Origin of the sequence: Proteus sp. fly-1089 (genome assembly GCF_040138965.1) — a bacterium.
Lineage (GTDB): Bacteria > Pseudomonadota > Gammaproteobacteria > Enterobacterales > Enterobacteriaceae > Proteus > Proteus vulgaris_B.
Genome location: NZ_JBEETS010000003.1, coordinates 35,591 through 61,371, shown reverse-complemented (window position 1 = coordinate 61,371; position 25,781 = coordinate 35,591). Strand labels below are relative to the sequence as shown.

Annotated in this window: 21 protein-coding genes; 19 read left to right on the top strand and 2 right to left on the bottom strand. The window is 39.5% G+C overall.

The genetic code is table 11. The features are described from left to right. Positions 1-3 precede the first annotated feature (3 nt). From glrR to ABN080_RS09475, 4 genes are all read left to right on the top strand, one after another. Entirely contained in the window at positions 4-1,341 is a 1,338-nt protein-coding gene (gene glrR, locus ABN080_RS09490; RefSeq protein ID WP_087803278.1) for a two-component system response regulator GlrR, read from the top strand. Positions 1,342-1,414: 73 nt separating this feature from the next. Further along, a complete protein-coding gene (locus ABN080_RS09485; RefSeq protein WP_197268997.1) occupies positions 1,415-3,031 on the top strand; it encodes an NAD+ synthase in 1,617 nt (538 codons plus the stop codon). A 15-nt stretch (positions 3,032-3,046) separates the two neighbouring features. Continuing rightward, positions 3,047-3,385, top strand: a complete 339-nt coding sequence (gene glnB / locus ABN080_RS09480; protein WP_072068705.1) for a nitrogen regulatory protein P-II — start codon at positions 3,047-3,049, stop codon at positions 3,383-3,385. Between the two features lie 247 nt (positions 3,386-3,632). After that, entirely contained in the window at positions 3,633-4,280 is a 648-nt protein-coding gene (locus ABN080_RS09475; protein ID WP_196553809.1) for a hypothetical protein, read from the top strand. A gap of 105 nt (positions 4,281-4,385) precedes the next feature. Here ABN080_RS09475 and hmpA read toward each other — a convergent pair whose 3' ends face one another. Beyond that, positions 4,386-5,582 (bottom strand): NO-inducible flavohemoprotein, encoded by a 1,197-nt coding sequence (gene hmpA / locus ABN080_RS09470; protein ID WP_349440895.1) that lies wholly within the window; start codon positions 5,580-5,582, stop codon positions 4,386-4,388. Between the two features lie 366 nt (positions 5,583-5,948). On the opposite strand from hmpA, the gene glyA reads away from it, so the two are divergent. Continuing rightward, the gene (gene glyA, locus ABN080_RS09465) at positions 5,949-7,202 is read left to right on the top strand and encodes a serine hydroxymethyltransferase (RefSeq protein WP_072068702.1); all 1,254 of its coding nucleotides are present in this window, start codon (positions 5,949-5,951) and stop codon (positions 7,200-7,202) included. A gap of 92 nt (positions 7,203-7,294) precedes the next feature. After that, positions 7,295-8,449 (top strand): 3-phenylpropionate MFS transporter, encoded by a 1,155-nt coding sequence (locus ABN080_RS09460; RefSeq protein ID WP_072068701.1) that lies wholly within the window; start codon positions 7,295-7,297, stop codon positions 8,447-8,449. Between the two features lie 94 nt (positions 8,450-8,543). Here the strand turns inward: ABN080_RS09460 and suhB are convergent, their stop codons facing one another. Then, positions 8,544-9,347: an inositol-1-monophosphatase gene (suhB, locus tag ABN080_RS09455; protein WP_023581619.1), complete on the bottom strand. Its 804-nt coding sequence runs from the start codon at positions 9,345-9,347 to the stop codon at positions 8,544-8,546. 124 nt (positions 9,348-9,471) lie between these two features. On the opposite strand from suhB, the gene trmJ reads away from it, so the two are divergent. The 13 genes from trmJ (at position 9,472) to pbpC (ending at position 25,699) form a co-directional block, all read left to right on the top strand. Then, positions 9,472-10,200: a tRNA (cytosine(32)/uridine(32)-2'-O)-methyltransferase TrmJ gene (gene trmJ, locus ABN080_RS09450; protein ID WP_072068756.1), complete on the top strand. Its 729-nt coding sequence runs from the start codon at positions 9,472-9,474 to the stop codon at positions 10,198-10,200. Between the two features lie 131 nt (positions 10,201-10,331). Continuing rightward, positions 10,332-10,826, top strand: a complete 495-nt coding sequence (gene iscR / locus ABN080_RS09445) for a Fe-S cluster assembly transcriptional regulator IscR (protein ID WP_006533450.1) — start codon at positions 10,332-10,334, stop codon at positions 10,824-10,826. 68 nt (positions 10,827-10,894) lie between these two features. Further along, positions 10,895-12,109: an IscS subfamily cysteine desulfurase gene (locus tag ABN080_RS09440; protein ID WP_072068700.1), complete on the top strand. Its 1,215-nt coding sequence runs from the start codon at positions 10,895-10,897 to the stop codon at positions 12,107-12,109. Between the two features lie 24 nt (positions 12,110-12,133). Then, positions 12,134-12,520, top strand: coding sequence for a Fe-S cluster assembly scaffold IscU (iscU, locus tag ABN080_RS09435; protein ID WP_036935393.1), 387 nt, complete (start codon positions 12,134-12,136; stop codon positions 12,518-12,520). A gap of 89 nt (positions 12,521-12,609) precedes the next feature. Beyond that, positions 12,610-12,933 (top strand): iron-sulfur cluster assembly protein IscA, encoded by a 324-nt coding sequence (gene iscA / locus ABN080_RS09430; protein WP_036935396.1) that lies wholly within the window; start codon positions 12,610-12,612, stop codon positions 12,931-12,933. A 48-nt stretch (positions 12,934-12,981) separates the two neighbouring features. Then, complete coding sequence (hscB, locus tag ABN080_RS09425; RefSeq protein WP_196553806.1) at positions 12,982-13,503, top strand: co-chaperone HscB; 522 nt, start codon at positions 12,982-12,984, stop codon at positions 13,501-13,503. Between the two features lie 11 nt (positions 13,504-13,514). Continuing rightward, entirely contained in the window at positions 13,515-15,365 is a 1,851-nt protein-coding gene (gene hscA / locus ABN080_RS09420; RefSeq protein ID WP_349440894.1) for a Fe-S protein assembly chaperone HscA, read from the top strand. Between the two features lie 2 nt (positions 15,366-15,367). Then, positions 15,368-15,703 carry an ISC system 2Fe-2S type ferredoxin gene (gene fdx, locus ABN080_RS09415; protein ID WP_006533442.1) on the top strand — a complete coding sequence of 112 codons (336 nt, stop codon included), beginning with the start codon at positions 15,368-15,370 and terminating at the stop codon, positions 15,701-15,703. Positions 15,704-15,718: 15 nt separating this feature from the next. After that, the gene (iscX, locus tag ABN080_RS09410) at positions 15,719-15,913 is read left to right on the top strand and encodes a Fe-S cluster assembly protein IscX (protein WP_072068697.1); all 195 of its coding nucleotides are present in this window, start codon (positions 15,719-15,721) and stop codon (positions 15,911-15,913) included. A 279-nt stretch (positions 15,914-16,192) separates the two neighbouring features. Continuing rightward, a complete protein-coding gene (gene pepB, locus ABN080_RS09405; protein WP_072068696.1) occupies positions 16,193-17,488 on the top strand; it encodes an aminopeptidase PepB in 1,296 nt (431 codons plus the stop codon). Between the two features lie 27 nt (positions 17,489-17,515). Further along, positions 17,516-17,941 (top strand): enhanced serine sensitivity protein SseB C-terminal domain-containing protein, encoded by a 426-nt coding sequence (locus ABN080_RS09400; protein WP_349439283.1) that lies wholly within the window; start codon positions 17,516-17,518, stop codon positions 17,939-17,941. Between the two features lie 300 nt (positions 17,942-18,241). Next, positions 18,242-23,329 carry an alpha-2-macroglobulin family protein gene (locus tag ABN080_RS09395; RefSeq protein ID WP_502929691.1) on the top strand — a complete coding sequence of 1,696 codons (5,088 nt, stop codon included), beginning with the start codon at positions 18,242-18,244 and terminating at the stop codon, positions 23,327-23,329. Between the two features lie 48 nt (positions 23,330-23,377). After that, complete coding sequence (gene pbpC, locus ABN080_RS09390; RefSeq protein ID WP_349440893.1) at positions 23,378-25,699, top strand: peptidoglycan glycosyltransferase PbpC; 2,322 nt, start codon at positions 23,378-23,380, stop codon at positions 25,697-25,699. The last annotated feature ends 82 nt before the right edge of the window (positions 25,700-25,781 follow it).

Below are 25,781 nucleotides of genomic sequence, written 5' to 3'. Positions count from 1 at the left end.
TGCATGGCTGGCCATAAATCAGCAAATCTTTTACTTGTCGATGACGATCCAGGGTTATTAAAGTTACTTGGTATGCGGTTAACAAGTGAAGGCTTTCATATCTTCACCGCTGAAAGTGGGCAAGAAGCACTAAAACTTCTCTTAAAAGAAAAAATAGACCTTGTTATTAGCGATCTGCGCATGGATGAAATGGATGGTATGGCATTGTTTGCTGAAATACAGCGCCAGCAACCCGGAATGCCAGTCATTATTTTAACTGCTCATGGCTCTATTCCTGATGCAGTCGCAGCAACACAACAAGGTGTATTTAGTTTTTTAACAAAACCCGTTGATCGGGATGCACTTTACAAGGCAATTGATGAAGCGCTGGAATTAGTGACCACAGTTTCAGATGAAGAGTGGTCTAAAGATATCGTGACACGTAGCCCACAAATGCTACGTTTATTAGAACAAGCAAAGTTAGTTGCACAATCTGATGTCAGTGTACTTATTAACGGCCAAAGTGGTACAGGTAAAGAAGTTCTTGCTCAAGCCATTCATCGTGCAAGCCCTAGAGCTAAAAAACCTTTTATAGCCATTAACTGTGGCGCCTTACCGGAACAACTTTTAGAATCTGAATTATTTGGTCATGCGAAAGGTGCTTTTACAGGAGCAGTAAGTAGTCGTGAAGGTTTATTTCAGGCGGCTGAAGGCGGTACACTGTTTTTAGATGAAATTGGCGATATGCCAATGGCATTACAAGTTAAATTATTACGTGTTTTGCAAGAGCGAAAAGTTCGCCCATTAGGAAGCAACCGTGATATTGATATTGATGTCCGTATCCTTTCAGCCACACATCGTGATTTACCTAAAGCGATGGAGCGTAATGAATTCCGTGAAGATTTGTTCTATCGTTTAAATGTGGTGAATTTACGAATTCCGACATTAAGTGAGAGAGCTGAAGATATTCCTGTTCTTGCTAACCATCTATTACGTGAATCAGCTAAACGCCATAAGCCTTTTGTCCGAAGTTTTTCTACTGATGCTATGAAGTGCTTGATGACAGCAAGTTGGCCAGGAAATGTGCGTCAATTAGTTAACGTGATTGAACAATGTGTCGCTTTAACGACAGCTCCAGTTATTAGTGAAGCTTTAGTGACACAAGCCTTGCAGGGTGAAAATACCGCTTTACCTACATTTGCTGAAGCAAGAGGGCATTTTGAAATGACTTATTTGAGAAAGTTATTGCAAATGACGAAAGGTAATGTGACTCAAGCAGCACGTATGGCAGGGCGCAATCGAACTGAGTTTTACAAATTGTTATCTCGTCATGAACTAGATGCGAATGATTTTAAAGAATAACCTTTTCAGATAATGAATATATTTTTAAACTAGCTTTCCTTTAATGCGAAAGATAGCGGAGAGACTAATTTTTATGAGTCGTAAATTAAAACTCGCAATGGCTCAACTCAATTGGGTTGTTGGCGATATAGAAGGTAACTGTGAACGCATGTTATCTACCGTTAAAGCGCAAGAAGAGGCCGATCTGGTCATGTTTTCTGAGCTGGCTTTATGCGGTTACTCTCCTGAAGATCTGCTATTTCGTCCTGATTTCCAGCAACGTTGTGAAACACAACTTACGCGTTTAGAACAAGCAAGTAAAAAAACAGCGATTGTTGTTGGACATCCTTGGTGGCAAAACGGCAAAATTTATAACGCACTCTCATTTTTCTATAAAGGTGAGTTACAAGCACGTTATTTCAAACAGCAATTACCTAATTACGGTGTGTTTGACGAAAAACGTTATTTCCAACAAGGAAATGAACGTTGTGTTGTGCCATTTAAAGGTTACCATTTAGGTTTGTTAATTTGTGAGGATATCTGGATTAATGAGCCTATCGATGCATTAAAACAAGCAGGGGCAGATCTTGTTTTATCTATTAACGCCTCGCCATATAACCGTGAAAAACCCCATGTTCGTACACAGTTAATTAAAGAGCATTGTCAAAGAACGCATCTTCCTGTGATCTATCTTAATCAAATTGGTGGTCAAGATGAGCTGGTCTTTGATGGTTGTTCTAAAGTATTTGATGAAAGAGGCACGATCACACATCGTTTAGCCGCATTTGATGAGCAAATAGCAGTTGTAGAGTTTGATGAATTAACTATCATCCCAATGGTAAATCCAGCTCCAGAACTTTCACCTTTAGCGCAAGTGTATCAAGCATTAGTGCTTGCAACGCGTGATTATGTCACTAAAAACGGTTTTAAAGGGGCAATTCTCGGATTATCTGGGGGAATTGATTCTGGATTAACGGTTGCTATTGCGGCTGATGCATTAGGAAAAGAGAGTGTTCAAGCAGTTATGATGCCTTTTCGTTATACTTCCGAAATGAGTATTCATGATGCCAAAGAACAAGCTGATTTATTAGGTGTTGAATTCGATACGGTATCTATTGAACCAATGTTTGATGCCTTTATGGCACAGTTAGCACCAATGTTTAAAGATACTGCCGCTGATACTACAGAAGAAAATCTACAGGCTCGCTGTCGCGCGGTGATTTTGATGGCGATGTCGAATAAACGCCGTCGCTTAGTGCTCACCACAAGCAATAAAAGTGAATCCGCTGTGGGATACTCGACATTGTATGGTGATATGGCGGGGGGCTTTGATGTGTTAAAAGACGTCCCTAAAACATTAGTTTTTGAACTATCTAAATATCGTAATACACTTTCACCAGCTATTCCTCAACGTGTGATTGATAGACCACCATCAGCAGAATTGGCGCCGGGACAAACTGACCAAGATAATTTACCACCTTATGACATTCTGGACGCTATTCTTGAAGGTTATGTTGAACAGGATAAATCTGTTTCTGATTTAGTTGCTGCTGGATTTGATGAAGCAACGGTCCGTAAAGTGATAAAATTAGTCGATATTAATGAATACAAGCGACGTCAAGCCCCAGTAGGGCCACGTATTACAAGTCGTAATTTTGGTAAAGATCGCAGATACCCAATAACAAGCGGTTTTGGTCGCCACAACTGGTAATAGCAGGATAATACGATGAAAAAAATTGAAGCGATAATTAAGCCGTTTAAGTTAGATGATGTAAGAGAAGCGCTTGGTGAAGTGGGTATCACGGGGATGACCGTAACTGAAGTGAAAGGTTTTGGTCGTCAAAAAGGGCATACTGAACTTTACCGCGGTGCGGAATACATGGTTGATTTTTTACCTAAAGTAAAAATTGAAATTGTTGTTGCTGACGAAATTGTTGAAACTTGTGTAGATACCATTATGACAACAGCACAAACAGGTAAAATTGGTGACGGTAAGATTTTTGTTTTTGATGTGAGTCGTGTTATTCGTATTCGTACTGGCGAGCAAGACGAAGAAGCTATTTAATTATTTAAGTTAAATAATACATTTTATTAAAGCCTGATATTTTTTAGTCAAAATATCAGGCTTTTTCTGTTTTTGGTGCATGATTATTTTTTTATGTTTTACCTATAGTGCTATTTATATCTTATGCAAGTCAATTGATGATAATGAACAATTTATTTTACTGTTTATTATAAACTTTAAGGCACAAAATGTTATTTAATAACTTTTTAAGAAAGTTATTATCATCAATATTAAAAATCATTAAGGTATGGGCAAAATAGTGTTTAATTATTTATTAAAGCGGCTCGCTTTATTTTTATGTGCAGCAGTGCTTATCGCCATCACGACGGGATTTATTTTTCTTGATATTTTGGTGCTTGATAATGGTATTTCAGAGACATCAGTGACGGAATTAGGGCAAGAAATTATCGTTGCGATTATTAGCTTATTCTTTTTTGTTAAAGCGTGCCAAGACAGTGAACAGCGGGGAGCGTTTACTCTAATTATGGGTTTTTTTCTGTGTATTCTAATTCGTGAGTTAGATGGTGTATTTGATCAGATTGCACACGGCTCTTGGGTTTGGTTTGCCCTAACAGTGGCATTTATTAGTATTGCTATCGCGATTAGAGAAGGTAAAAAGACATTAAAAGGATTAATGCATTTTATTACCCATCCAAGTCACGGAATGTTAGTTGCAGGTCTATTATGTATTTTGTTGTTTTCTCGCCTATTTGGGATGGGGATATTGTGGCATAAATTATTAGGTGAAGATTATAATCGTGCGGTTAAAAATATGGTAGAAGAGGGCAGCGAATTATTTGGTTATACACTCTGTCTAATTAGTGTTATTTGGTACGGCTTTTCTGCTAAAGATCATGTTATTCCCACTGCAATTGAAAATAAATATCAACCATAAAACAACATGATATAAATAACAAAAGCACTGATAAATGTAATTCTATCAGCGCTTTTTATTTAATTTATTTTAAAGCTTAGTTTTAATGGTTTGATTATTTATTGATTATAAATCTTGCAGAATAACAGCATGAGGGCCAAAACATTCATAATGAAGTTTTTCACTATTAACGCCTAATTCAATAAGCTGTTTGGCAATAGATTGCATAAAAGGTAATGGCCCGCAAAAATAGAAATGCATATCAGGAATATTTATCCAATTTTCAACTTGTTTTAATGTCATTAAACCTTCAAATTGATAATCTTTATTTTGTACATCTTCAGGCCGTGGTGTGCGATACCAAACCGCTTGTTGATAATGTGGAAGTTTACTACTGACTTGATGAACCTCACCTTTAAAGGCATGAACACCACCATGTTCAGCAGCATGTAACCAATTAACATTGGCTTGATGAGCAGAAAGGGTGTGTAACATTGATAACATGGGTGTTAAACCTACACCCGCTGAAATTAATGTAACAGGTGTTGTTGGTGATACCTCTAAATAGAAATCTCCCCCTGGTGCGGCGACTTGTAAAGTATCCCCTTCTTGAATATGGTCATGAAGAAAATTCGATAAAATACCTTTCTCTTCGCGTTTGACTGCGATGCGGTATGTTTTATTATTTGAAGATTGAGTTAATGAATATTGACGTATTTCTTGGTTTTCAAGACGTTCATCGCGGATATAAAGGCTTAAATATTGTCCAGCTTGATAAGGTGTAACATCAAGGCCGTCTTCAGGAGCTAATTCAAAGCTGGTAATAACATCACTTTGTTTTACTTTATGTGTGACTTTAAAAGCTCGTAGCCCTCTCCAACCACCGCTTGTTTGTTCTTTTTGTTGATAAATTTGTTCTTCACGATTAATAAAGACATCCGCTAACACTTGGTAAGCGGCGCCCCAAGCGTCTAACACTTCTTGCCCTGGGTTAAACATTTCATCAATTGTGGCCAATAAATTTTCACCTACGATGGGGTAATGCTCAGGAAGAATATTTAAACTGACGTGTTTTTGTGCGATTTTTTCAACTGCAGGTAAAATTGTAGGTAAATTTTCAATATTGATTGCATAAGCGCATATCGCATTAAATAAGGCTTCACGTTGGGCACCACTACTTTGGTGGCTCATGGTAAAGATATCTTTTAGCTCAGGATGACGAGAGAACATTCGATCATAAAAATGTGCGGTTAATGCAGGGCCTGTTTTAGCAATAAGAGGAATTGTTGATTTAATTGTCGCGATAGTTTGTGCATCTAACATAATTGCTCCTGAAAAATTTTCAGTTTATTGTGAATTTTTATAAATTGCATTTTATATGCAACTTATCTCTTTTTGATTATTTTGTAAATAACTGTTTTTATTTTTTAACAAAAAATCTCAAATCTTAGAGAATGATGCGGGGTGTTTGCATAATAAGGCGTGATGTACCTCAAAAAGAGGAATAAGCACAGGATAAAATGAGGTTGTTAAAAAGTAATAAGGTGCTGTTATAATTGGGTGGCAAACGATTGCGTATTTTTTCATTAGGGGCTATCTCAATGAAGAAAAAGAGTTTACACTGTATGCCATTCTTTCTCCCGTATGGGAGTTTGTCTTTAGTGAAGTTAGCTGAGTCAGGAGATCTGAATGTTAAAACGTGAAATGAATATTGCTGATTACGATCCAGAGTTATGGAATGCAATGGAAGGTGAAGTGACTCGTCAAGAAGAGCACATCGAACTTATTGCTTCTGAAAACTATACCAGTCCTCGTGTTATGCAGGCGCAGGGATCTCAGCTGACAAACAAATATGCTGAAGGCTATCCGGGTAAACGTTACTACGGTGGTTGTGAGTATGTGGATGTTGTAGAGCAACTGGCAATCGATCGTGCAAAAGCATTATTTGGTGCTGACTATGCTAACGTACAACCTCACTCAGGTTCACAAGCGAATGCCGCTGTTTATATGGCATTACTAAAACCGGGTGATACTGTTTTAGGTATGAACTTAGCACAAGGCGGCCACTTGACTCATGGTTCACCAGTTAACTTCTCTGGTAAACTATATAATATCGTACCTTATGGTATTGATGAATCAGGTAAAATTGATTACGAAGATATCGCTATTCAAGCTAAAAAACATCAACCAAAAATGATTATTGGTGGCTTCTCTGCCTATTCTGGTTTGGTTGATTGGGCAAAAATGCGTGAAATCGCTGATAGCATTGGTGCTTACCTGTTTGTTGATATGGCGCACGTTGCGGGTATGATTGCTGCGGGTGTTTATCCTAACCCTGTTCCTCATGCTCACGTTGTTACGACAACAACGCATAAAACATTAGCTGGCCCACGTGGTGGTCTTATCCTAGCTAAAGGTGGAGATGAAGAGTTCTACAAAAAACTGAACTCAGCAGTGTTCCCTGGCTCTCAAGGTGGCCCTTTAATGCACGTTATCGCGGGCAAAGCGGTTGCATTAAAAGAAGCAATGGAACCAGAGTTTAAAGTTTATCAGCAACAAGTTGCTAAAAACGCGAAAGCAATGGTAGACGTTTTCTTAGAACGCGGTTATAAAGTAGTGTCTGGCGGAACTGAAAACCACCTGTTTTTATTAGACTTAGTTGATAAAGACATTACAGGTAAAGATGCGGATGCAGCGCTCGGTCGTGCAAATATCACTGTTAACAAAAACAGTGTGCCAAATGATCCACGTAGCCCATTTGTTACTTCTGGTGTTCGTATCGGTTCTCCAGCAATTACACGTCGTGGTTTTAAAGAAGCAGAAGCTCGTGATTTAGCCGGTTGGATGTGTGATGTCCTTGATAATATCAATGATGAAGCGAACATTGAGAAAGTGAAACAAAAAGTCTTGGATATCTGCGCTAAATTTCCAGTTTACGCATAAGTTTGTAACGATATAATAAAACCCGTTGTACAAGCCCGCTTCGAGAACTTGTTCTTGGCGGGTTTTTTTGCATCTTAAAAATGGGGGATTGGATGGTTATTCCATCAACACTGTGGCTTGCCTTAGATTATTTTACGTATTTCTTCTCGTACGGTATCTTTTTACCTTTTTGGTCAATATGGCTAAAAGGAGAGGGTGTCGATCCTGCAATGATAGGTCTGTTATTAGGTGTAGGTTTAACTGCACGTTTTGTCGGTAGCCTCATCTTAACGCCTGCAGTAAAAGATCCATCAAAACTTATCACTGCATTACGACTATTCGCCTTTCTCTCATTACTCTTTACTGTTGCATTTATGATGGGCAGCCATTGGGCATGGTTATTCTTTGTGATGACTGGATTTAACGTATTCTTTTCACCTATGGTGCCTTTAGGGGATTCCTTGGCTGGAACTTGGCAAAAACAGTTCCCCTTTGATTATGGAAAAATCCGTGTTTGGGGCTCTATTGCTTTTATTATTAGTTCATCATTGTTAGGGATTTTAATTGATGCTTTTGGGCATCCCATCATTCTTTATGGGTTGATTGCCAGTACCCTTGCATTATTCCTTACATCGATGCTTCGTCCTAAAGTCATGCCTCAAGGTAAGGTGAAAAAAGCAAAACACAGTAATGTGTCTTTTATGAAACTCATTTCTGATGGGCCTGTTTGGCGCTTTTTGTTATGTGTTTCTCTATTGCAAGGCGCGCATGCGGCCTATTATGGTTTTAGCGCGCTTTATTGGGAAAAAGCAGGATATGACACTGCAACAATTGGCTATCTTTGGTCATTAGGTGTGGTATCTGAAGTCATCGTTTTTATGCTTAGTCACCGTTTATTCCGCCGGTGGAGTGCAAGGGATCTGCTGTTACTTTCTGCTTTTGCTGGGCTTTTACGTTGGGGATTAATGGGGAGTTTTACCGCATTACCTGCACTTATTGTCGTTCAAATCTTACATAGTGGTACGTTTACAGTATGTCATTTGGCTGCAATGCGTTTTATTAGCGCCCGTCAAGAACACGAAATTATTCGTTTGCAAGCTGTGTATTCTGCTTTAGCAATGGGAGGAAGCATAGCCATTATGACGATTATATCGGGCTGGCTATATGAAAAACTCCCAAATCAAGAATCATTGATCTTCTGGTTAATGGCTGCGTTAACGATCCCAGCGATGTTTATCAGACCTAAAGTCAAACCTCAAAATAGTTAACAACTAAAAATATATAGACAATAAAAAAGACCATAACTTGATGGTCTTTTTCTTTTATACAGTTATACAGCCGCCATTATAGGTATCGACACAATTAACGTTTTAATGCATCCGTTAATTCGCTACGAATTTCAGCTAATAATGCTCTAACGACACGTGGGTTACCAGCAACAATATTACCTGTTTGGAGATAGCCGTGGTTACCAGTAAAGTCAGAAACGATAGCACCTGCTTCACGAGCAATTAACTCACCACCTAAGAAATCCCAAGGTTTTAAGCCAATTTCAAAGAAACCATCAACACGGCCAGCGGCAACATAAGCTAAATCTAATGCAGCTGAGCCTGTACGACGGAAATCAGCACAAGGAACAAACAGTTTACCTAACATGTTCATATAAGCGGCTGAATGTTGTTTGCTTTTGAATGGAAAACCAGTAGCAAGAACAGCACCATCTAAATCACGGGCATTAGAGCCACGCAGACGATAACCATTTAATTGAGCGCCTTGACCGCGAACAGCTGAAAATAACTCGTTACGCATAGGATCATAAACAACTGCCACTTCAGTACGGCCTTTAATGCGTACAGCGATAGAAACAGAGAAGTGTGGAAGACGTTTAATGAAGTTAGTCGTGCCATCAAGTGGATCAATAACCCATTGTATGTCGTGATCTTCACCGAGTAACTCGCCACTTTCTTCCGTAATAATGGTGTGTTTTGGATAAGACTTACGGATGATTTCAATGATTGCTTGTTCTGCGTCACGGTCAACATTAGTGACAAAATCATTGGTACCTTTCTGATTAGTTTCTACAGATTCAGGATTTTCGTAATTTTTGGCGATTAAATTACCAGCCTTACGTGCGGCACGTATGGCAATATTCAGCATCGGATGCATGGTTATCTTCCACAAGATGTTAAAGAACGGGGATAAAAAACGTGCGAGAGTATAACAGGCATTCGTGTTTCTGGCTACATTTGTGATAAAATAGATGGATCACAAAGCAATTAACAAGAAATCAATGTTAGAAAATATTCGCATCATCCTTGTAGAGACCTCACATACAGGCAATATGGGCTCTACAGCTCGAGCTATGAAAACCATGGGATTGACCAACCTTTATTTTGTTAATCCGAAAGAAAAACCAGATTCACATTCTATTGCCCTATCAGCAGGTGCAAGTGATGTTATTGGCAATGCACACATTGTTAATAGTATCGATGAAGCGATTGAAGGTTGTGGTTTAGTGATTGGAACAAGCGCTCGCAGTCGCACACTTTCTTGGCCCATGCTTGCCCCCCGTGAATGTGGTGAGCGTTGTGTTATGGAAGCTAAAAATAAGCCAGTTGCAGTAATTTTTGGTCGTGAACGCACAGGTTTAACCAATGAAGAATTACAAAAATGTGACTTTCATCTATATGTTCCGACTAATCCAGAATATGGTTCTTTAAATTTAGCGATGGCAGTTCAACTTGTTTGTTATGAAATTCGTATGGCAGCACTTGCCCAAGAAGAAAAACAAGAGGAAAATACCCCATCAGAGATTGATTATCCACCTGCTGATGATATTGAACGTTTTTATGTTCATTTAGAACAGGTGCTGAATGAATCAGGCTTTATTCGTCCTAAACATCCAGGGCAAGTGATGAGCCGTTTACGCCGTCTATTTACGCGTGCACGCCCAGAAACACAAGAGCTTCATATCTTACGTGGTATTCTAACGTCAGTTGAGAAATGGGCTAAGAAATAGAGGGTAAAGTTGATTAACTTAAGTCAACTTTAGGCTGAGTATAATACTTGACTAAAACACTCGGATAAATAGTTGACTAAATTACTCGGGAATGACACAATTTGATTATTGTTCACCACGGAGTATTTGTTATGAGACTGACATCAAAAGGGCGTTACGCAGTTACTGCAATGCTTGATGTTGCATTGCATTCACAGCAAGGCCCTGTTCCCCTCGCCGATATTTCAGAGCGTCAAGGGATTTCCCTTTCTTATCTTGAGCAGCTTTTCTCGCGTTTGCGCAAAAATGAACTAGTTGCAAGTGTTCGAGGCCCTGGTGGCGGCTATTTATTAGGCCGTGATGCTGGGCAAATTTTTGTTGCTCAAGTTATTTCTGCGGTTGATGAATCTGTCGATGCTACCCGTTGTCAGGGTAACAAAGAAGGTTGTCAAGGTGGCGATCGTTGCCTGACTCATACTTTGTGGCGTGATTTAAGTGATCGTATAACCAGTTTCCTAAGCAGTATCAGCCTTGAAGAGTTAGTGAATAACGAAGAGGTTATGGATGTCGCCGATCGTCAAGACAATGAAAAACGCCATGCTATTAATGGTCGTTTACAAGAAACCATTGTTAATATGCGAGTTTAACGGCGATCCCTAGGTAGGCAAAAACAAAATTATTAAAGAAGATCCGTCGTCTTTGGAGTTAGTGAGCAATGAAATTACCCATTTATCTAGATTATTCAGCAACCACTCCTGTTGATCCGCGAGTTGCTGAAAAAATGATGCAATGCCTAACTATTGATGGCATTTTTGGTAACCCAGCCTCTCGTTCACACCGTTTTGGTTGGCAAGCAGAAGAAGCTATTGATATTGCACGTAATCAGATTGCTGATTTAATCGGTGCTGATCCTCGTGAAATTGTATTCACATCAGGTGCAACTGAAGCTGATAACCTCGCACTAAAAGGTGTTGCTAACTTTTACCAGAAAAAAGGTAAGCACATCATCACTTCAAAAACCGAACATAAAGCCATTTTAGACACTTGTCGTCAACTTGAGCGTGAAGGTTTTGAAGTCACTTATTTAGCACCAAAAAGTGATGGTCTGATTGACCTGAAAGAACTTGAAGAAGCAATGCGTGAAGATACTATTTTAGTTTCTATCATGCATGTAAATAACGAAATTGGTGTTGTTCAAGATATTGCGGCTATCGGTGAATTATGCCGTAGCAAAGGGATTATTTACCACGTAGATGCAACACAAAGCGTTGGTAAGTTACCTATTGATCTCTCTAAGTTAAAAGTTGATTTACTTTCTCTTTCTGCGCATAAAGTATACGGCCCTATGGGTATCGGTGCGCTTTATGTTCGCCGTAAACCACGCATTCGTTTAGAAGCACAAATGCACGGTGGTGGACATGAGCGTGGTATGCGTTCAGGTACATTAGCCGTTCACCAAATTGTAGGTATGGGCGAAGCTTACCGTATTTTGAAAGAAGAAATGGCTGATGAAACTAAACGCTTAAACGAATTACGTTTACGTTTATGGAATGGCATTAAAGATATTGAAGAAGTTTATATCAACGGTTCTTTAGAACACACTGCGCCAAATATTCTTAATGTAAGTTTCAACTATGTTGAAGGCGAATCATTAATGATGGCACTGAAAGATCTTGCTGTTTCTTCAGGTTCAGCCTGTACTTCAGCAAGTTTAGAACCTTCTTATGTACTGCGTGCTTTAGGATTAACAGATGAACTTGCACACAGTTCTATTCGCTTCTCCCTGGGCCGTTTCACAACAGAAGAAGAAATAGATTATGCAATTAAACAAATCCACAGTGCTATTGGTCGCCTACGTGATCTTTCGCCACTTTGGGATATGCATAAACAAGGTGTTGATATCAACAGTATCGAATGGTCTCACCATTAATCAGACGTTTTCAGGAGTTAAATCATGGCTTATAGCGATAAAGTAATTGATCATTATGAAAACCCTCGTAATGTGGGCTCATTTGATAACAACGACCCTTCTGTAGGAAGTGGTATGGTAGGCGCACCTGCTTGTGGTGATGTCATGAAACTGCAAATCAAAGTTGATGATAACGGCGTAATTGAAGATGCGCGTTTTAAAACTTATGGTTGTGGTTCAGCGATTGCATCAAGTTCACTGGTTACAGAATGGATGAAAGGCAAAACATTAGATGAAGCCGAATCCATCAAGAACACCGCAATTGCAGAAGAATTAGAATTACCACCAGTGAAAATTCACTGTTCAATTCTTGCAGAAGATGCAATAAAAGCAGCGATTGCAGACTATAAAAGCAAACGCCAAGGCAAGTAATTGTCTTTTATAATAAAAAAATAAAATATTGGCGGATGCTGAAACTTTTTTTCAGTATCCGCTTTCGTTCTTTATGAGTGAGGTGTGCCATGTCAATTTCCCTTACAGAATCCGCCGCTAATCGTGTTCGCTCTTTCCTGTCTAATCGAGGTAAAGGTGAAGGTTTACGTTTAGGCGTAAGAACATCCGGTTGTTCTGGAATGGCTTATGTTCTTGAATTTGCTGATGTCATCAATGACGAAGATACTGTTTTTGAAGACAAAGGTGTGAAAGTTATCATTGATGGTAAAAGCATGGTCTATTTAGATGGAACTGAGCTTGATTTCGTCAAAGAAGGATTAAACGAAGGCTTTAAGTTTAACAACCCCAATGTATCCAATGAGTGTGGTTGTGGTGAAAGCTTTACAGTGTAATTTGTGTTAAAACACGGTATTAACGTTAATTAATCCAAGAGTAGATGTATGGACTATTTCACACTATTAGGCATGCCTAATCGCTTTGATATTGATAAACAGCAACTTGCTACACGTTATCAAGAAATGCAACGTCAGTATCACCCAGATCGTTTTGCTGGTAAATCTGATAAAGAACAGGCTCAAGCTGTTTCGTTTGCCTCCACTATTAATCAGGCTTATCAGACCTTAAAAAATCCAATCTCTAGAGCTGAATATATGCTCTCTTTGCATGGTATAGATATCGCTAATGAACAACAAACGATGCAAGATACTGTGTTTCTAATGGAACAATTAGCATTAAGAGAAGAGCTCGATAACATTGAGTATAGTGCTAATGTTGCTGTTTTATTATCCGATTTCTCTTCACGTTTAGATAAAAACTATATAGTTCGTTTTGATGAAATGGTAACAACGATAAATAGCCATAATTGGAGTGTTGCTGCTGATTGTGTCAGAAAAATACGTTTTTTAACTAAACTTAAAGAACAAGTAGAGCAGTTAGAAGAACGCCTGTTTGACGAGTCTTAAGGGAAACTGTTATGTCATTATTACAAATTAGTGAACCAGGTCAAACACCTGCGCCACACCAGCGCAGACTTGCTGCGGGTATTGATTTAGGAACGACACACTCATTAGTTGCCACTGTACGTAGTGGGCAAGCCGAAGCGCTTTCAGACAGCGAAGGTCGCTATTTATTGCCATCTGTTGTGCAGTATCAAGTTGATCATATCAACGTTGGTTGGAATGCTAAAAAAGAAGCAGAAAAAGATCCTGCTAACACGATAAGCTCAATTAAAAGAATGTTGGGTCGCTCACTAAGTGATGTGACAAGCCGTTATCCTAATCTTCCTTATCATTTTCATGAAAATGACAATGGTTTACCGTTAATTAAAACAGCGGCAGGTATTGTCGATCCTATTCAAGTTTCTTCTGACATATTAAAAACATTGGCAGAACGTGCAACGCAATCATTAGGTGGTGAACTTGATGGTGTAGTGGTCACTGTACCAGCCTATTTTGACGATGCTCAACGCCAAGGTACAAAAGAAGCAGCTCGCCGTGCAGGATTACATGTTTTACGTTTATTAAATGAACCAACAGCAGCCGCTATTGCTTATGGTTTAGATTCAGGAAAAGAGGGTACCATTGTTGTTTATGATTTAGGCGGTGGTACTTTTGATATTTCCGTTTTACGTTTAACCAAAGGTGTTTTTGAAGTCTTGGCAACCGGTGGTGATACCGCTTTAGGTGGCGACGATTTTGATATGATGTTGGCGGATTGGATAAGAGAGCGCGCAGGTTTTGGCTATCAAAAAGATGCGATATTACAACGCCAACTGCTGGATGTAGCATCAGAAACTAAAATTGCATTAAGTGATAATGATGTTGCTGATATCAGTATTAATGGTTGGAAAGGTGAAATTACTCGTGCTGAGTTTGAATCATTAATTCAATCATTGGTGAAGCGTACATTGTTGTCTGTTCGCCGTGCTTTAAAAGATGCAGATGTTGACATTGATGAAGTTCTAGAAGTGGTTATGGTTGGGGGATCGACACGAGTTCCATTAGTTCGTCAAATGGTTGGCGACTATTTTAAACGTGAACCACTAACATCTATCGATCCTGACAAAGTCGTAGCTATTGGCGCTTCAATTCAGGCTGATATTTTAGTGGGTAATAAACCTGATAGTGAAATGCTATTGCTAGATGTTATTCCACTTTCTCTTGGTCTTGAAACAATGGGCGGATTAGTTGAGAAAGTAATCCCTCGCAATACCACGATCCCTGTTGCCAGAGCGCAAGAATTTACGACATTCAAAGATGGTCAAACAGCAATGAGCGTTCATGTTGTTCAAGGTGAGCGTGAATTAGTTAGTGATTGTCGTTCTCTTGCACGTTTTACATTACGTGGTATTCCGCCGATGGCCGCGGGTGGTGCTCATATTCGTGTGACATTCCAAGTTGATGCTGATGGCTTACTTAGTGTCAGTGCTATGGAAAAATCAACGGGTGTTGAAGCCTCAGTACAAGTTAAACCCTCTTATGGTCTTAGTGATACTGAAATCGCTAAGATGATCCAATCTTCGATGGAAAATGCCCAAGAAGATTTACAAGCTCGTCGCCTAGCCGAGCAAAAAGTCGAAGCAGCACGCGTGTTAGAAAGTTTAACAGCGGCATTAGAAGAAGATGCTCATCTGCTAAATGAAGATGAGAAAACCGCTATCGACAAAGTTGTAGATACCTTAATAGAGAGCGTTGAAGGAACAGATCCTGTTGCCATTGAAAACGCGATTAAACTACTGGATAAGCAAACTCAGGATTTTGCAGCGCGTCGAATGGATTCATCTATTCGCCAAGCGTTGGCAGGTCATTCTGTGGATGAGATATAACTATGCCTAAAATTGTATTTTTACCCCATAGCACACTGTGCCCTGAAGGTGCTGTTGTTGACGCAACAGAAGGTGAATCTATTCTAGATGTTGCATTACGCAACGGTATTGAGATTGAACATGCTTGTGAAATGTCTTGTGCATGTACAACTTGTCACTGTGTAGTGCGTGAAGGTTTTGATTCACTGGAAGAGAGCTCTGAGCTTGAAGACGACATGTTAGATAAAGCATGGGGCTTAGAGCCTGAAAGTCGCTTAAGTTGCCAAGCTAAAGTGACTGACGAAGATTTAGTCGTTGAGATCCCTAAATATTCGATTAACCATGCAAGAGAGCACTAATTTTAGGAGCCAAGTATGAAATGGAGTGATACTCGTGAAATAGGGGAAGCATTATTTGATCTTTACCCTGACACTGATCCTAAAACTGTGCGCTTTACAGATATGCATCAGTGGATCTGTAATTTAGACGGTTTTGATGACGATCCACAAAAATCTAATGAAAAAATTCTTGAAGCTATTTTGCTTGTTTGGCTTGATGAATTTGAATAATTGATTGCACTATAAATTGAAAAGACTGGCTAACTGCTGGTCTTTTTGCATTATGGCGTCTGAGTTGAATAGACTGAGCGCGTTATCAATAACTCTAAAGAGGGATGCCTTGAGTTTTTGTTATGAGAGATATTCCGAAGAATACAATGCAAGAGCTTAATATCAATTGATGGTGATCGTGGTCTCTGGATTTTTGCAGTAAATTGATCACGCTAAAAGGTAAATATCTGGTAGTCTGAATAGGTTAACTGTCACCAGTAATAATAAGTGAGATAATAAATGAATAAACAAATTATGCCTATCATGCTGTCTAATGAACCTGCAGCAGCATGTTGGGGTGATAAAGCACTAATTAGCACTTGCGAAACAGGCATGACAATCCACTTAACGGAAGAAAACCGTTTAGGTGCTATTCAACGTGGTGGACGTAAAGTTGATAGCCAAGGCATTCGTAATGTTGCTCTTGTGGGTGAAGGCTGGGATATAGAGCGTAGCTGGGCTTTTTGGTTAGGTTTTAGAGCACCTAAAGGCGCTCGTTCTATCGAATGGCCACAATTAAGCGAAGCGGATAAACACGAATTAGAATCACGTATTCGTATCGTTGATTGGGTTAGAGACACAATTAATACGCCAGCTGAAGAATTAGGCCCAGAGCAACTGGCACAGCGTACTGTTGATCTTTTCTGTGGTCTTGATAAAGAAGATATCAGTTATAAGATCACTAAAGGCGCTGATCTACGCGATCAAAACTATGCCGGCATTTATACAGTAGGTCGCGGTTCTTCTCGTGATCCTGTCTATTTAGCATTAGATTTTAATCCGACTCAAGATAGCAATGCCCCTGTATTTGCATGTCTAGTAGGTAAAGGTATCACCTTTGATTCAGGTGGTTATAGTATCAAACCTTCATCATCTATGAATTCAATGAAAGCAGACATGGGTGGTGCAGCAACATTAGCGGGTGCTTTAGCATTAGCTATTACTCGTGGTTTAAATAAACGAGTGAAACTACTGCTGTGTATCGCAGATAACATGGTTAGCGGTAATGCCTTTAAGCTGGGTGATATCATTCGTTACCGTAATGGCAAATCAGTCGAAATCATGAATACAGATGCGGAAGGCCGTTTAGTGCTAGCTGATGGCTTAATTGATGCAAGTAATATTGCGCCAGAACTTATCATTGATGCAGCAACATTAACCGGTGCAGCTAAAGTTGCTGTGGGTAATGACTATCATTCAGTACTAAGTTTTGATGATAAATTAGCGGCTGAATTATTAGCAAGTGCTGAACAAGAAAATGAGCTGTTCTGGCGTTTACCATTAGCTGATTTCCACCGTAGCCAATTGCCTTCAAGCTTTGCTGATCTGAATAATATTGCAGCACCTTCGCATACTGCGGGAGCAAGCACAGCAGCCGCTTTTTTATCGCATTTTGTCACTAACTATAAAAAAGGTTGGGTACATATCGACTGTTCAGCAACTTACAGAAAATCGTCTGTAGAACAATGGGCTGCCGGTGCGACAGGTTATGGCGTGCGTTCTATCGCAAATCTGTTATTAGCAAAAGCAAAATAATAAACATTATTGGATTTGGAGTTTGTAATGGGTGTATCTGAACAATTTGAGACACAAGAAATTGTTTCTGTTGAAGGTTCTTCTTTGAAATTAAGTGTTTTAGAACCACAGCCTGAAAAATTAACAACTGCACTTAGCGAGTTTTTTGGTGAACATAAACCAATTCGCCGTGCCTTTATTGTTAATGCTCAGGAGCAAGATAATGAAGAGGAATTTTATCTTATTGGTTTAGAAATAACTGGCGAAGAAGATGTGATTGCGCAGATACTCCCACAAGCAGCTGAATCGGCTTTTGAATATTTAGAAGAAGGGCAATCCTTAGATTTTTGTTTTGTGAATAAAAAAGAAAAAGGGGTGAGCCATTTTATGATCCACCACGTATCACCTTTTTATCAACGCAAACTTGGGGGATTCTTAAGAAAAGGTATCCCGATAGTAAATTTGGATAGTTAATTTCGCCCTCTAAATTTAGGCGATATCTCATCAGATATCGCTTTTTTTTATCCTATAATAGAATATTGACTAATTTAGCAAATTGTTTGCATTTTTATATAATGCATTGTTTTGTCAGATTTTTATTTTTGGTGTAAAAATAGAGCGACTTTTCCCTGTAAAGAACTTCATTATATTCGATAAAATATAGTCAATATTGTTATTTTTTATCTTATTAGAACAAAGAAAAATCTATATTATCTCTGCCCGGCCTGCATAAAACATCGCATTATTCAGGGGTTGAATTTAAAGGAAATGGATATGAATCAAAACCAATTTAGACAATATACAGAAAAGAGAGGCTATCGTTGGTGCTCACTTGCTGTTGTATTGGCGTCTGCGTTGGCACTGAGTGGGTGTGATGACAAAGCTGATGAAAGCTTGTCATCAACAGACAAAGCGCAAAACGTACAAACAACTGAGCAAAAAAACACAGCTCAAAATACACCAGATACTGCCACTCAAAATAGCGAAAGATCAGCAGTTACAACAAAAACGAATAATGAAACTGCATTAAAAAGCAAAGAAGTTCGTGATGAATTGGCTATGCGTTTTGCAGGAAAAGATGTCACTGTATTAGATGCATCAGAACTGCAACGTGATGGTGCAAGTACTATGGTGGTGACTTTCTCTGTACCACTTGATCCAGACCAAAAGTTTGATAACGTTATTCATCTTGTTGATACCAAAAAAGGAAAACTAGAAGGTGCGTGGGAGTTATCAGACAACTTGATGGAGTTGCGTTTTCGTCATTTGCCACCATCAACAGAATTGAATTTAACCATTGATGATAAAATCAAAGGTATTAATGAACGTACATTAACAACGCCTTTTAGCCAGAAATTAACCACAGAAGAAATTTTCCCTTCAGTTGGATTTACCAGTAAAGGGTCGTTATTACCATTTGATGCTGCCGAAGGCTTACCTATTATTGCCTTAAATGTGGATCAAGTAGATGTTAACTTTTTCCGTGTAAAAGATGAGCAATTGGCTCAATTTTTAACGCAATGGGAAAGTCGTTCTAACATTAACTATTGGGAATCTGATGAATTTTTATCTCAAGCTGATTTGGTTTATACCGGTCGTTTTGAGTTAAATACAGAAAAAAATACCCGTGAAAACGTATTGTTACCATTAAAATCAATAGATGCTCTGAAAAAAGAAGGTGCCTATATTGCTGTAATGCAACAAGCTGGTAAATATTCTTATACGGTGCCAGCTACGGTATTCACTTTTAGTGATATCGGATTGTCGATGCATAGTTACCTTGATTCGTTAGATGTTTTCACCCAATCACTTAAAAATGGTTCTGCGTTAAATAAAGTAGAAATTCGTTTATTAGATGAAAAAGGTGGTTTAATCTCCAAAGCGCAAACAGATAGCCAAGGACATGCCACACTTGAGAAAAGTGATAAAGCGCGTTTATTAATGGCTATTCGTGATGGTCAAACTAGTATGATTGATTTGCGTAAACCTGCGCTTGATCTTTCTGAGTTTGATATCGGAGGCCCTCAAGGTTATAGCAAACAGTTTTTTGCTTTTGGCCCTCGTGATCTTTATCGTCCAGGTGAAACTTTAATTGTTAATGCGTTACTGCGCGATGGCGACGGTAATCCAATTAAAGAGCAACCCGTTAAAGTGGATTTACTCAAAACAGATGGCCAAGTGTCACGTAGTTTTGTATGGCAGCCTGAAAATGGACTCTATCAGTTAAAATTAGCTATTCCTGCCGATGAAAATACCGGTACACGTACTTTGCGTTTTGATATCGGTGATGGAACGCCTCGGTTCTATGAATTTCAGGTTGAAGACTTTATGCCAGAGCGAATGGCATTAGTCATCACGGGTAAAAAAGGCATTCTACTTAGTGGTAATGATGCTTATTTTGATCTTGAAGGGCGTTACCTTTATGGTGCACCAGCGGCCGATAATCGCTTACAAGGACAAGTCTTCTTAAAAGCCTCTCGTGAAGCGGTCAGTAAATTACCTGGCTATGAATTTGGTGCCGTAAAAGATGAAAATTTCAGCCGTTTATTGGATGAGTTTGAACTTAATTTAGACTCTGACGGACAAGGTGAATTAAGTGTTGATAGTGATCGCTATGCAGAACTGAAATCACCAATTAATATTATTTTACAAGCAAGCTTGCTTGAAGCTGGTGGACGTCCGGTTACTCGCCGTTATCAGCAAGCTGTTTGGCCTGCCACTCATCTTGCTGGCATTCGTCCAGTCTTCCCTAAAAAAGAAGTTTATGACTACCGTACAGATAAATATAAATCAGGTTACAGCGTTGATGAAAACTCAATGGCTGAATTTGAAATTGTCTATACAGATCAAGACGGTAAAAAACTTCCTGCAAACGATCTTAAAGTGAAGTTTATTTATGAGCGCCATGATTATTATTGGCGTTGGTCTAGTTCGAATGGCTGGGAATCGGGCTATAACGAAAAAGATCTGCAAATGGATGAACAAACCATCAAAATAGCGAAAGATGGCACAGCAAAAGTGGCCTTCCCTGTTGAGTGGGGTTCTTACCGTATTGAAGTGGTCGATCCTAAAACAGAATTAGTCAGTAGCTTACGATTCTGGGCGGGGTATTCTTGGATGGATAACACTGGTGGAACAGGTGCGGTAAGACCAGATCAAGTTAAACTTAAACTGGATAAAGAAGGTTATTTACCAGGCGAGAAAGTGAAGTTAAACATTGTCGCACCTCATCCGGGTAAAGGTTATGTCTTATTAGAATCAAGTAATGGGCCTTTATGGTGGCAAGAAATTGATGTACCAGAAAAAGGACTCGATGTTGAAGTGCCTATTAATAAAGAATGGGCAAGGCACGATCTCTATCTGACATCTGTTGTTGTAAGGCCTGGTGATACATCAAAACAAGCGACTGTAAAACGTGCTGTTGGTATTTTACATTTACCATTACAGGATAAAAACCGTCGGATTGATATTTCACTTGATGCCCCTGAAAAAATTCGACCAAATCAAGATTTAAAAATCCGCATTAAAGCGAATCCAGTTGCAGGCCAGCCATTACCTGAAAACATTAATGTTTTAGTTTCTGCGGTAGACACGGGTGTATTAAATATTACAGAGTATAAAACGCCCGATCCTTACGATGCCTTCTTTGGTCGTAAACGTTACAGTATCGATCAATATGATGTTTATGGGCAATTAATTGAAGGGCAAGGTCGTTTAGCGAATCTGCGCTTTGGTGGTGATGGCGGTGAAGCCGCGGCGCTATCTCGTGGTGGTAAAAAACCATTAACCGATGTGCAAATCATTGCTCAACAAACAGCACCTGTAAAATTAAATGCCCAAGGTGAGGGGGAAGTTTCTTTACCTATTCCTGAATTTAATGGCGAAGTTCGTTTAATGGCGCAAGCTTGGACTGCTGATAAATTCGGTAGTCAAGAAGGTAAAGTGGTTATTGCGGCACCTTTAGTGACTCAACTTTCATTGCCTCGATTTATGGCGGGTGGTGATAATGCACTGTTGTCTTTAGATTTAACCAATCTAACGGATGACGCACAATCTATCACGTTAAATTACACTGCTTCTGGTCTGGTAGGATTAGGTGGTGCAGAAAGTAAAACAGTATCGCTGACAAAAGGTGAACGTACCCAAGTTCAGATCCCAGTAAAAGCGAAACATGGCTTTGGTCAAGGCGAATTCTCACTGTCTATTTATGGTATTAAAGTACCTGGTGAAGAAATTAAACCTTACCACAACACATGGAATATAGGTGTTCGTCCTGCTTATCCGGCAGAAACACTTCATTATGCAAGCACGTTACAAGATGGTGAGACGTGGAGTTTGCCAACAGACGTTTTAAATCGTTTTAATAACTCAACGCTTGAAGGTGAATTATTACTGACAAGCCGTCCTCCATTACAGATTGCACGTTATGTCAGAGAGTTGTTTGCTTACCCTTATGGTTGCTTAGAGCAAACTGTCAGCGGGCTTTATCCTTCTTTATATTCAACAGAAAAAGAGTTGAAGCAATTAGGGATCAAAACGCAAACTGATGCTGATAGAAAAGTGGCAATTGAAAAAGGTATCGCCCACCTGCTGACAATGCAAAAAGCAGAGGGAGGATTCTCTTTATGGAACCAAGATGGACGTGAAGAGTATTGGCTAACAGCCTATGCCACTGACTTTTTATTCCGTGCTTCACAACAAGGTTATGCTGTTCCAGCGGAACCATTAAAACGTGCCAATGATCGTTTATTACGTTATTTACAAGATAAAAGCTTGGTTAACTATGAATATGCGGTTAACCAAGATGCTGCCCGTTTCTCTGCCAGAGCATATGCAGCACTTGTATTAGCGAATCAACAAAAAGCACCTTTGGGTGAATTACGTCGCCTTTATCTTGAGCGAAATGATGCTGGTAGTGGTTTGGCGTTAGTTCAATTAGGCATTGCGTTAAAATTGATGGGTGATAACAGTCGTGCAGAAGGTTTAATTGCAGAAGGCGTGACAACAACTCGTAAATATAATTATGGGTTAGGTGATTACGGTAGCGTTATTCGTGACCAAGCGTTAATTATTGCTTTATTAAGTGAAAATAATCTTGAAACACAATCTCGTGATGCAAGTGTGATTACGTTATCAGATAACTTAACGAGTCGTGAGTGGTTCTCAACACAAGAAAGCAACTCTTTATATCTTGCAGGGCGCTTCTTTATTAATATGTCTGAGCAACCTTGGGAGGTCGCTGTAAATCGTCAAATCCCTGCAATCAGTAGCGATCGCGCGGTGAATGAAACATTAACATCAACGCAATTACAAGAAGGGTTGGAACTAAACAACCGTGGTGGTGCTGCGATTTATTCACGAATGAATATCGTAGGCTATCCGAAAGTGGCTCCAGCACCTTATAGTAATGTGTTAAATGTTCATCGTAGTTACTATGACTTGAAAGGAAATCGCGTTCATCCAAATCGTTTACAAAGTGGTGAAATGCTGGTGGTGAAACTAGAAGTTTCAGCAGATAGAGATGTTCCTGATGCTTTGGTTGTTGATTTATTACCTGCGGGTCTTGAAATTGAAAACCAAAACTTAGCATCAAGCAGTGCAAGCTTGAGTGATAGTGCGGCTGACTTACAGGAGTTTATCGACGATATGGGGCAAGCTAATATTAAACACCTTGAATATCGTGATGATCGATTTGTTGCTGCAGTTTCTGTAGACAGATATCGTCCGACAACATTACTCTATTTAGCAAGAGCAGTTACACCGGGTAGCTATCAAGTACCACCTCCACAAGTTGAATCAATGTATGTGCCTTATTGGAGAGCAATAGGTTCAACAGAAACCAAGATTGATATTGTTCCTTAAATCTTGTAGCCCTTTCTTCGGAAAGGGCTTCTTCCTTTGAGTGATTGAATGAAACTAGGATATAAACGGCTTATTGCTGTTATCATTATTTTTCTATTTGTAACCCCCATTTTAGTCTGGATCGCAGATAAAATTTGGCCTCTCCCTGATCCTGAACCCCAAATAGCAACTATTGTCACGGCGCAAGATGGCACGCCTCTTTGGCGTTTTGCTGATAAAGAGGGGGTGTGGCGTTATCATGTCAAACTTGCAGATGTTTCTCCTGAATATTTAGATGCTCTTATCACCTATGAAGACCGTTGGTTTTATCAACATCCCGGTGTTAACCCAATGGCAATATTACGAGCTGCATGGCAAGACTTAAGCTCAGGAAGAATTGTCTCAGGAGGAAGTACGTTATCGATGCAAGTGGCTCGATTGATTGATCCACATTCTCGAACTTTGAGCGGAAAAATCAAACAGCTTTGGCGCACCTTGCAATTAGAATGGTATTACTCAAAAGACGAAATTTTGGAAATTTACCTCAATAGAGCACCTTTTGGCGGTACTTTAGAAGGTATTGGTGCGGCAAGTTGGGCTTATTTAGGCAAATCACCTGCTGATTTGTCTGCTGGTGAAGCAACATTAATGGCGGTATTGCCACAAGCACCAAGTCGTTTGCGACCTGATAGATATCCTGAACGAGCTCAAGCTGCTCGCGATAAAGTGCTTGATAGGCTGGCAGAGTATCAGATATGGTCACAAGAAAAAGTTGATGAAATAAAAGAAGAACAGGTTTTATTAGCGCCAAGACAAACGCCACAATTGGCGCCATTGCTTGCTCGTCGTATGTATAACGAAAAGCGAGAGCCTGTTATAACAACAACGATTGATATTAATATTCAACGACAACTTGAAGATATTGCCAATCAATGGAAATATCAGCTAGCGGATAAAACATCCTTAGCCATTTTAGTGGTTGATCATACAGATATGAGCGTAAAAGGGTATGTTGGCTCTGCGGATTTTAATGACAACTCGCGCTTTGGCCATGTCGATATGATTAGTGCATGGCGCTCGCCAGGTTCAACATTAAAACCTTTTATTTATGCACTTGCATTAGATGAAGGGCTTATTCATGCGGAATCACTCTTACAAGATGTACCTCGTCGATTTGATAATTATCGCCCCGGCAATTTTGACTCTGGTTTCAACGGCGCAGTCAGTGCCAGCGAAGCCTTAAGTCGTTCTTTAAATCTACCGGCAGTACAACTTATTGAAGTGTATGGTGCCAAGAAATTTGCAGCAAAATTGCGACATAATCACCTTGAAATGCGCTTTCCTTATGGCTCAGAACCTAATTTAGCTCTGATTTTAGGGGGAACAGCAACACGTATGGATGAACTTGTTTCCGCCTTTAGTGCGCTGGCAAGGCAAGGAAAAACAGCCCCTTTACGTTTTAAACCAGAACAGATAATTGAGAATCGGGTATTAATGTCACCAGGTTCCGCGTGGATCACAAGGCGTATTTTGGCAGGAGAAGCTAGGCCTCGTCCAGATAGTGCAATTTCGCCCGTAGTTCCTTTGGCTTGGAAAACAGGTACCAGCTATGGCTATCGAGATGCATGGTCTATTGGAGTGAACGCACGTTATACCATTGGCGTTTGGGTAGGAAGGCCTGATGGTACTCCGGTTGCAGGACAATTTGGTTTTGCAACAGCTGTACCTATTATGAATCAAGTTAATAACTTACTAACAGGCTATTTCTACCAAAATAAACAGCGACCACCGACAGATCTACGCCCTAGTAGTGTAACCGCTGCAACCATTTGTTGGCCAACAGGTAAGGCATTACCAAAAGAAGATAGCAATTGTAGAGTCAGCCGTCGAAGCTGGATCTTAGATAACACCATTCCACCAACTTTATTAAATGATAACCAAGAAGGTATTTTGGGGATCAACGAAAAAATTTGGTTAGATAATGAAGGTAAACGCACAGGACCTAATTGCCTTAATGCAACGTTAAAAGATATTGCCTTATGGCCGATAGCATTAGAAGCATGGTTGCCTGAAAAAGAGCGTAGAGCAAAACGACTGCCACCGATTTCTGAAACTTGTCCACCAATTAAAGAGGATATTATTCCCTTGTTTATTTCAGGTATTCGTGCGGGTGATTTACTAAGACCATTACCCAGTGAAACTAATCTCGAAATAACCGTTTCTACGCAAGGTGGAAGTGGTATGCAATGGTGGTTTTTAAATGGCGAACAAATAGGAAAGACTGAAAATGGTGAAACGTTCTCTTATTTACTAGAGAAACGAGGTAAATACCAATTATCGGTGCTTGATTTAAGTGGTCAAACGGATATGGTTAATTTTATATTCCGTTAAACTGAAACGATGAGATAAACAAGAACCGAGAGATTTTTAACTAAATTACGCTTTTTAATAAAGATAAAAGAATTATTAATAG

Bases quoted from the DNA above. Each gene is read 5' to 3' on its own strand.
- glnB (WP_072068705.1), top strand. From the start codon at position 3,047: ATGAAAAAAATTGAAGCGATAATTAAGCCGTTTAAGTTAGATGATGTA.
- iscR (WP_006533450.1), top strand. From the start codon at position 10,332: ATGAGACTGACATCAAAAGGGCGTTACGCAGTTACTGCAATGCTTGAT.
- fdx (WP_006533442.1), top strand. From the start codon at position 15,368: ATGCCTAAAATTGTATTTTTACCCCATAGCACACTGTGCCCTGAAGGT.
- iscU (WP_036935393.1), top strand. From the start codon at position 12,134: ATGGCTTATAGCGATAAAGTAATTGATCATTATGAAAACCCTCGTAAT.
- glrR (WP_087803278.1), top strand. From the start codon at position 4: ATGGCTGGCCATAAATCAGCAAATCTTTTACTTGTCGATGACGATCCA.
- ABN080_RS09400 (WP_349439283.1), top strand. From the start codon at position 17,516: ATGGGTGTATCTGAACAATTTGAGACACAAGAAATTGTTTCTGTTGAA.
- pepB (WP_072068696.1), top strand. From the start codon at position 16,193: ATGAATAAACAAATTATGCCTATCATGCTGTCTAATGAACCTGCAGCA.
- iscA (WP_036935396.1), top strand. From the start codon at position 12,610: ATGTCAATTTCCCTTACAGAATCCGCCGCTAATCGTGTTCGCTCTTTC.
- pbpC (WP_349440893.1), top strand. From the start codon at position 23,378: ATGAAACTAGGATATAAACGGCTTATTGCTGTTATCATTATTTTTCTA.
- ABN080_RS09460 (WP_072068701.1), top strand. From the start codon at position 7,295: ATGGTTATTCCATCAACACTGTGGCTTGCCTTAGATTATTTTACGTAT.
- ABN080_RS09485 (WP_197268997.1), top strand. From the start codon at position 1,415: ATGAGTCGTAAATTAAAACTCGCAATGGCTCAACTCAATTGGGTTGTT.
- hscA (WP_349440894.1), top strand. From the start codon at position 13,515: ATGTCATTATTACAAATTAGTGAACCAGGTCAAACACCTGCGCCACAC.
- glyA (WP_072068702.1), top strand. From the start codon at position 5,949: ATGTTAAAACGTGAAATGAATATTGCTGATTACGATCCAGAGTTATGG.
- suhB (WP_023581619.1), bottom strand. From the start codon at position 9,347: ATGCATCCGATGCTGAATATTGCCATACGTGCCGCACGTAAGGCTGGT.
- hmpA (WP_349440895.1), bottom strand. From the start codon at position 5,582: ATGTTAGATGCACAAACTATCGCGACAATTAAATCAACAATTCCTCTT.
- ABN080_RS09440 (WP_072068700.1), top strand. From the start codon at position 10,895: ATGAAATTACCCATTTATCTAGATTATTCAGCAACCACTCCTGTTGAT.
- ABN080_RS09475 (WP_196553809.1), top strand. From the start codon at position 3,633: ATGGGCAAAATAGTGTTTAATTATTTATTAAAGCGGCTCGCTTTATTT.
- hscB (WP_196553806.1), top strand. From the start codon at position 12,982: ATGGACTATTTCACACTATTAGGCATGCCTAATCGCTTTGATATTGAT.
- ABN080_RS09395 (WP_502929691.1), top strand. From the start codon at position 18,242: ATGAATCAAAACCAATTTAGACAATATACAGAAAAGAGAGGCTATCGT.
- iscX (WP_072068697.1), top strand. From the start codon at position 15,719: ATGAAATGGAGTGATACTCGTGAAATAGGGGAAGCATTATTTGATCTT.
- trmJ (WP_072068756.1), top strand. From the start codon at position 9,472: ATGTTAGAAAATATTCGCATCATCCTTGTAGAGACCTCACATACAGGC.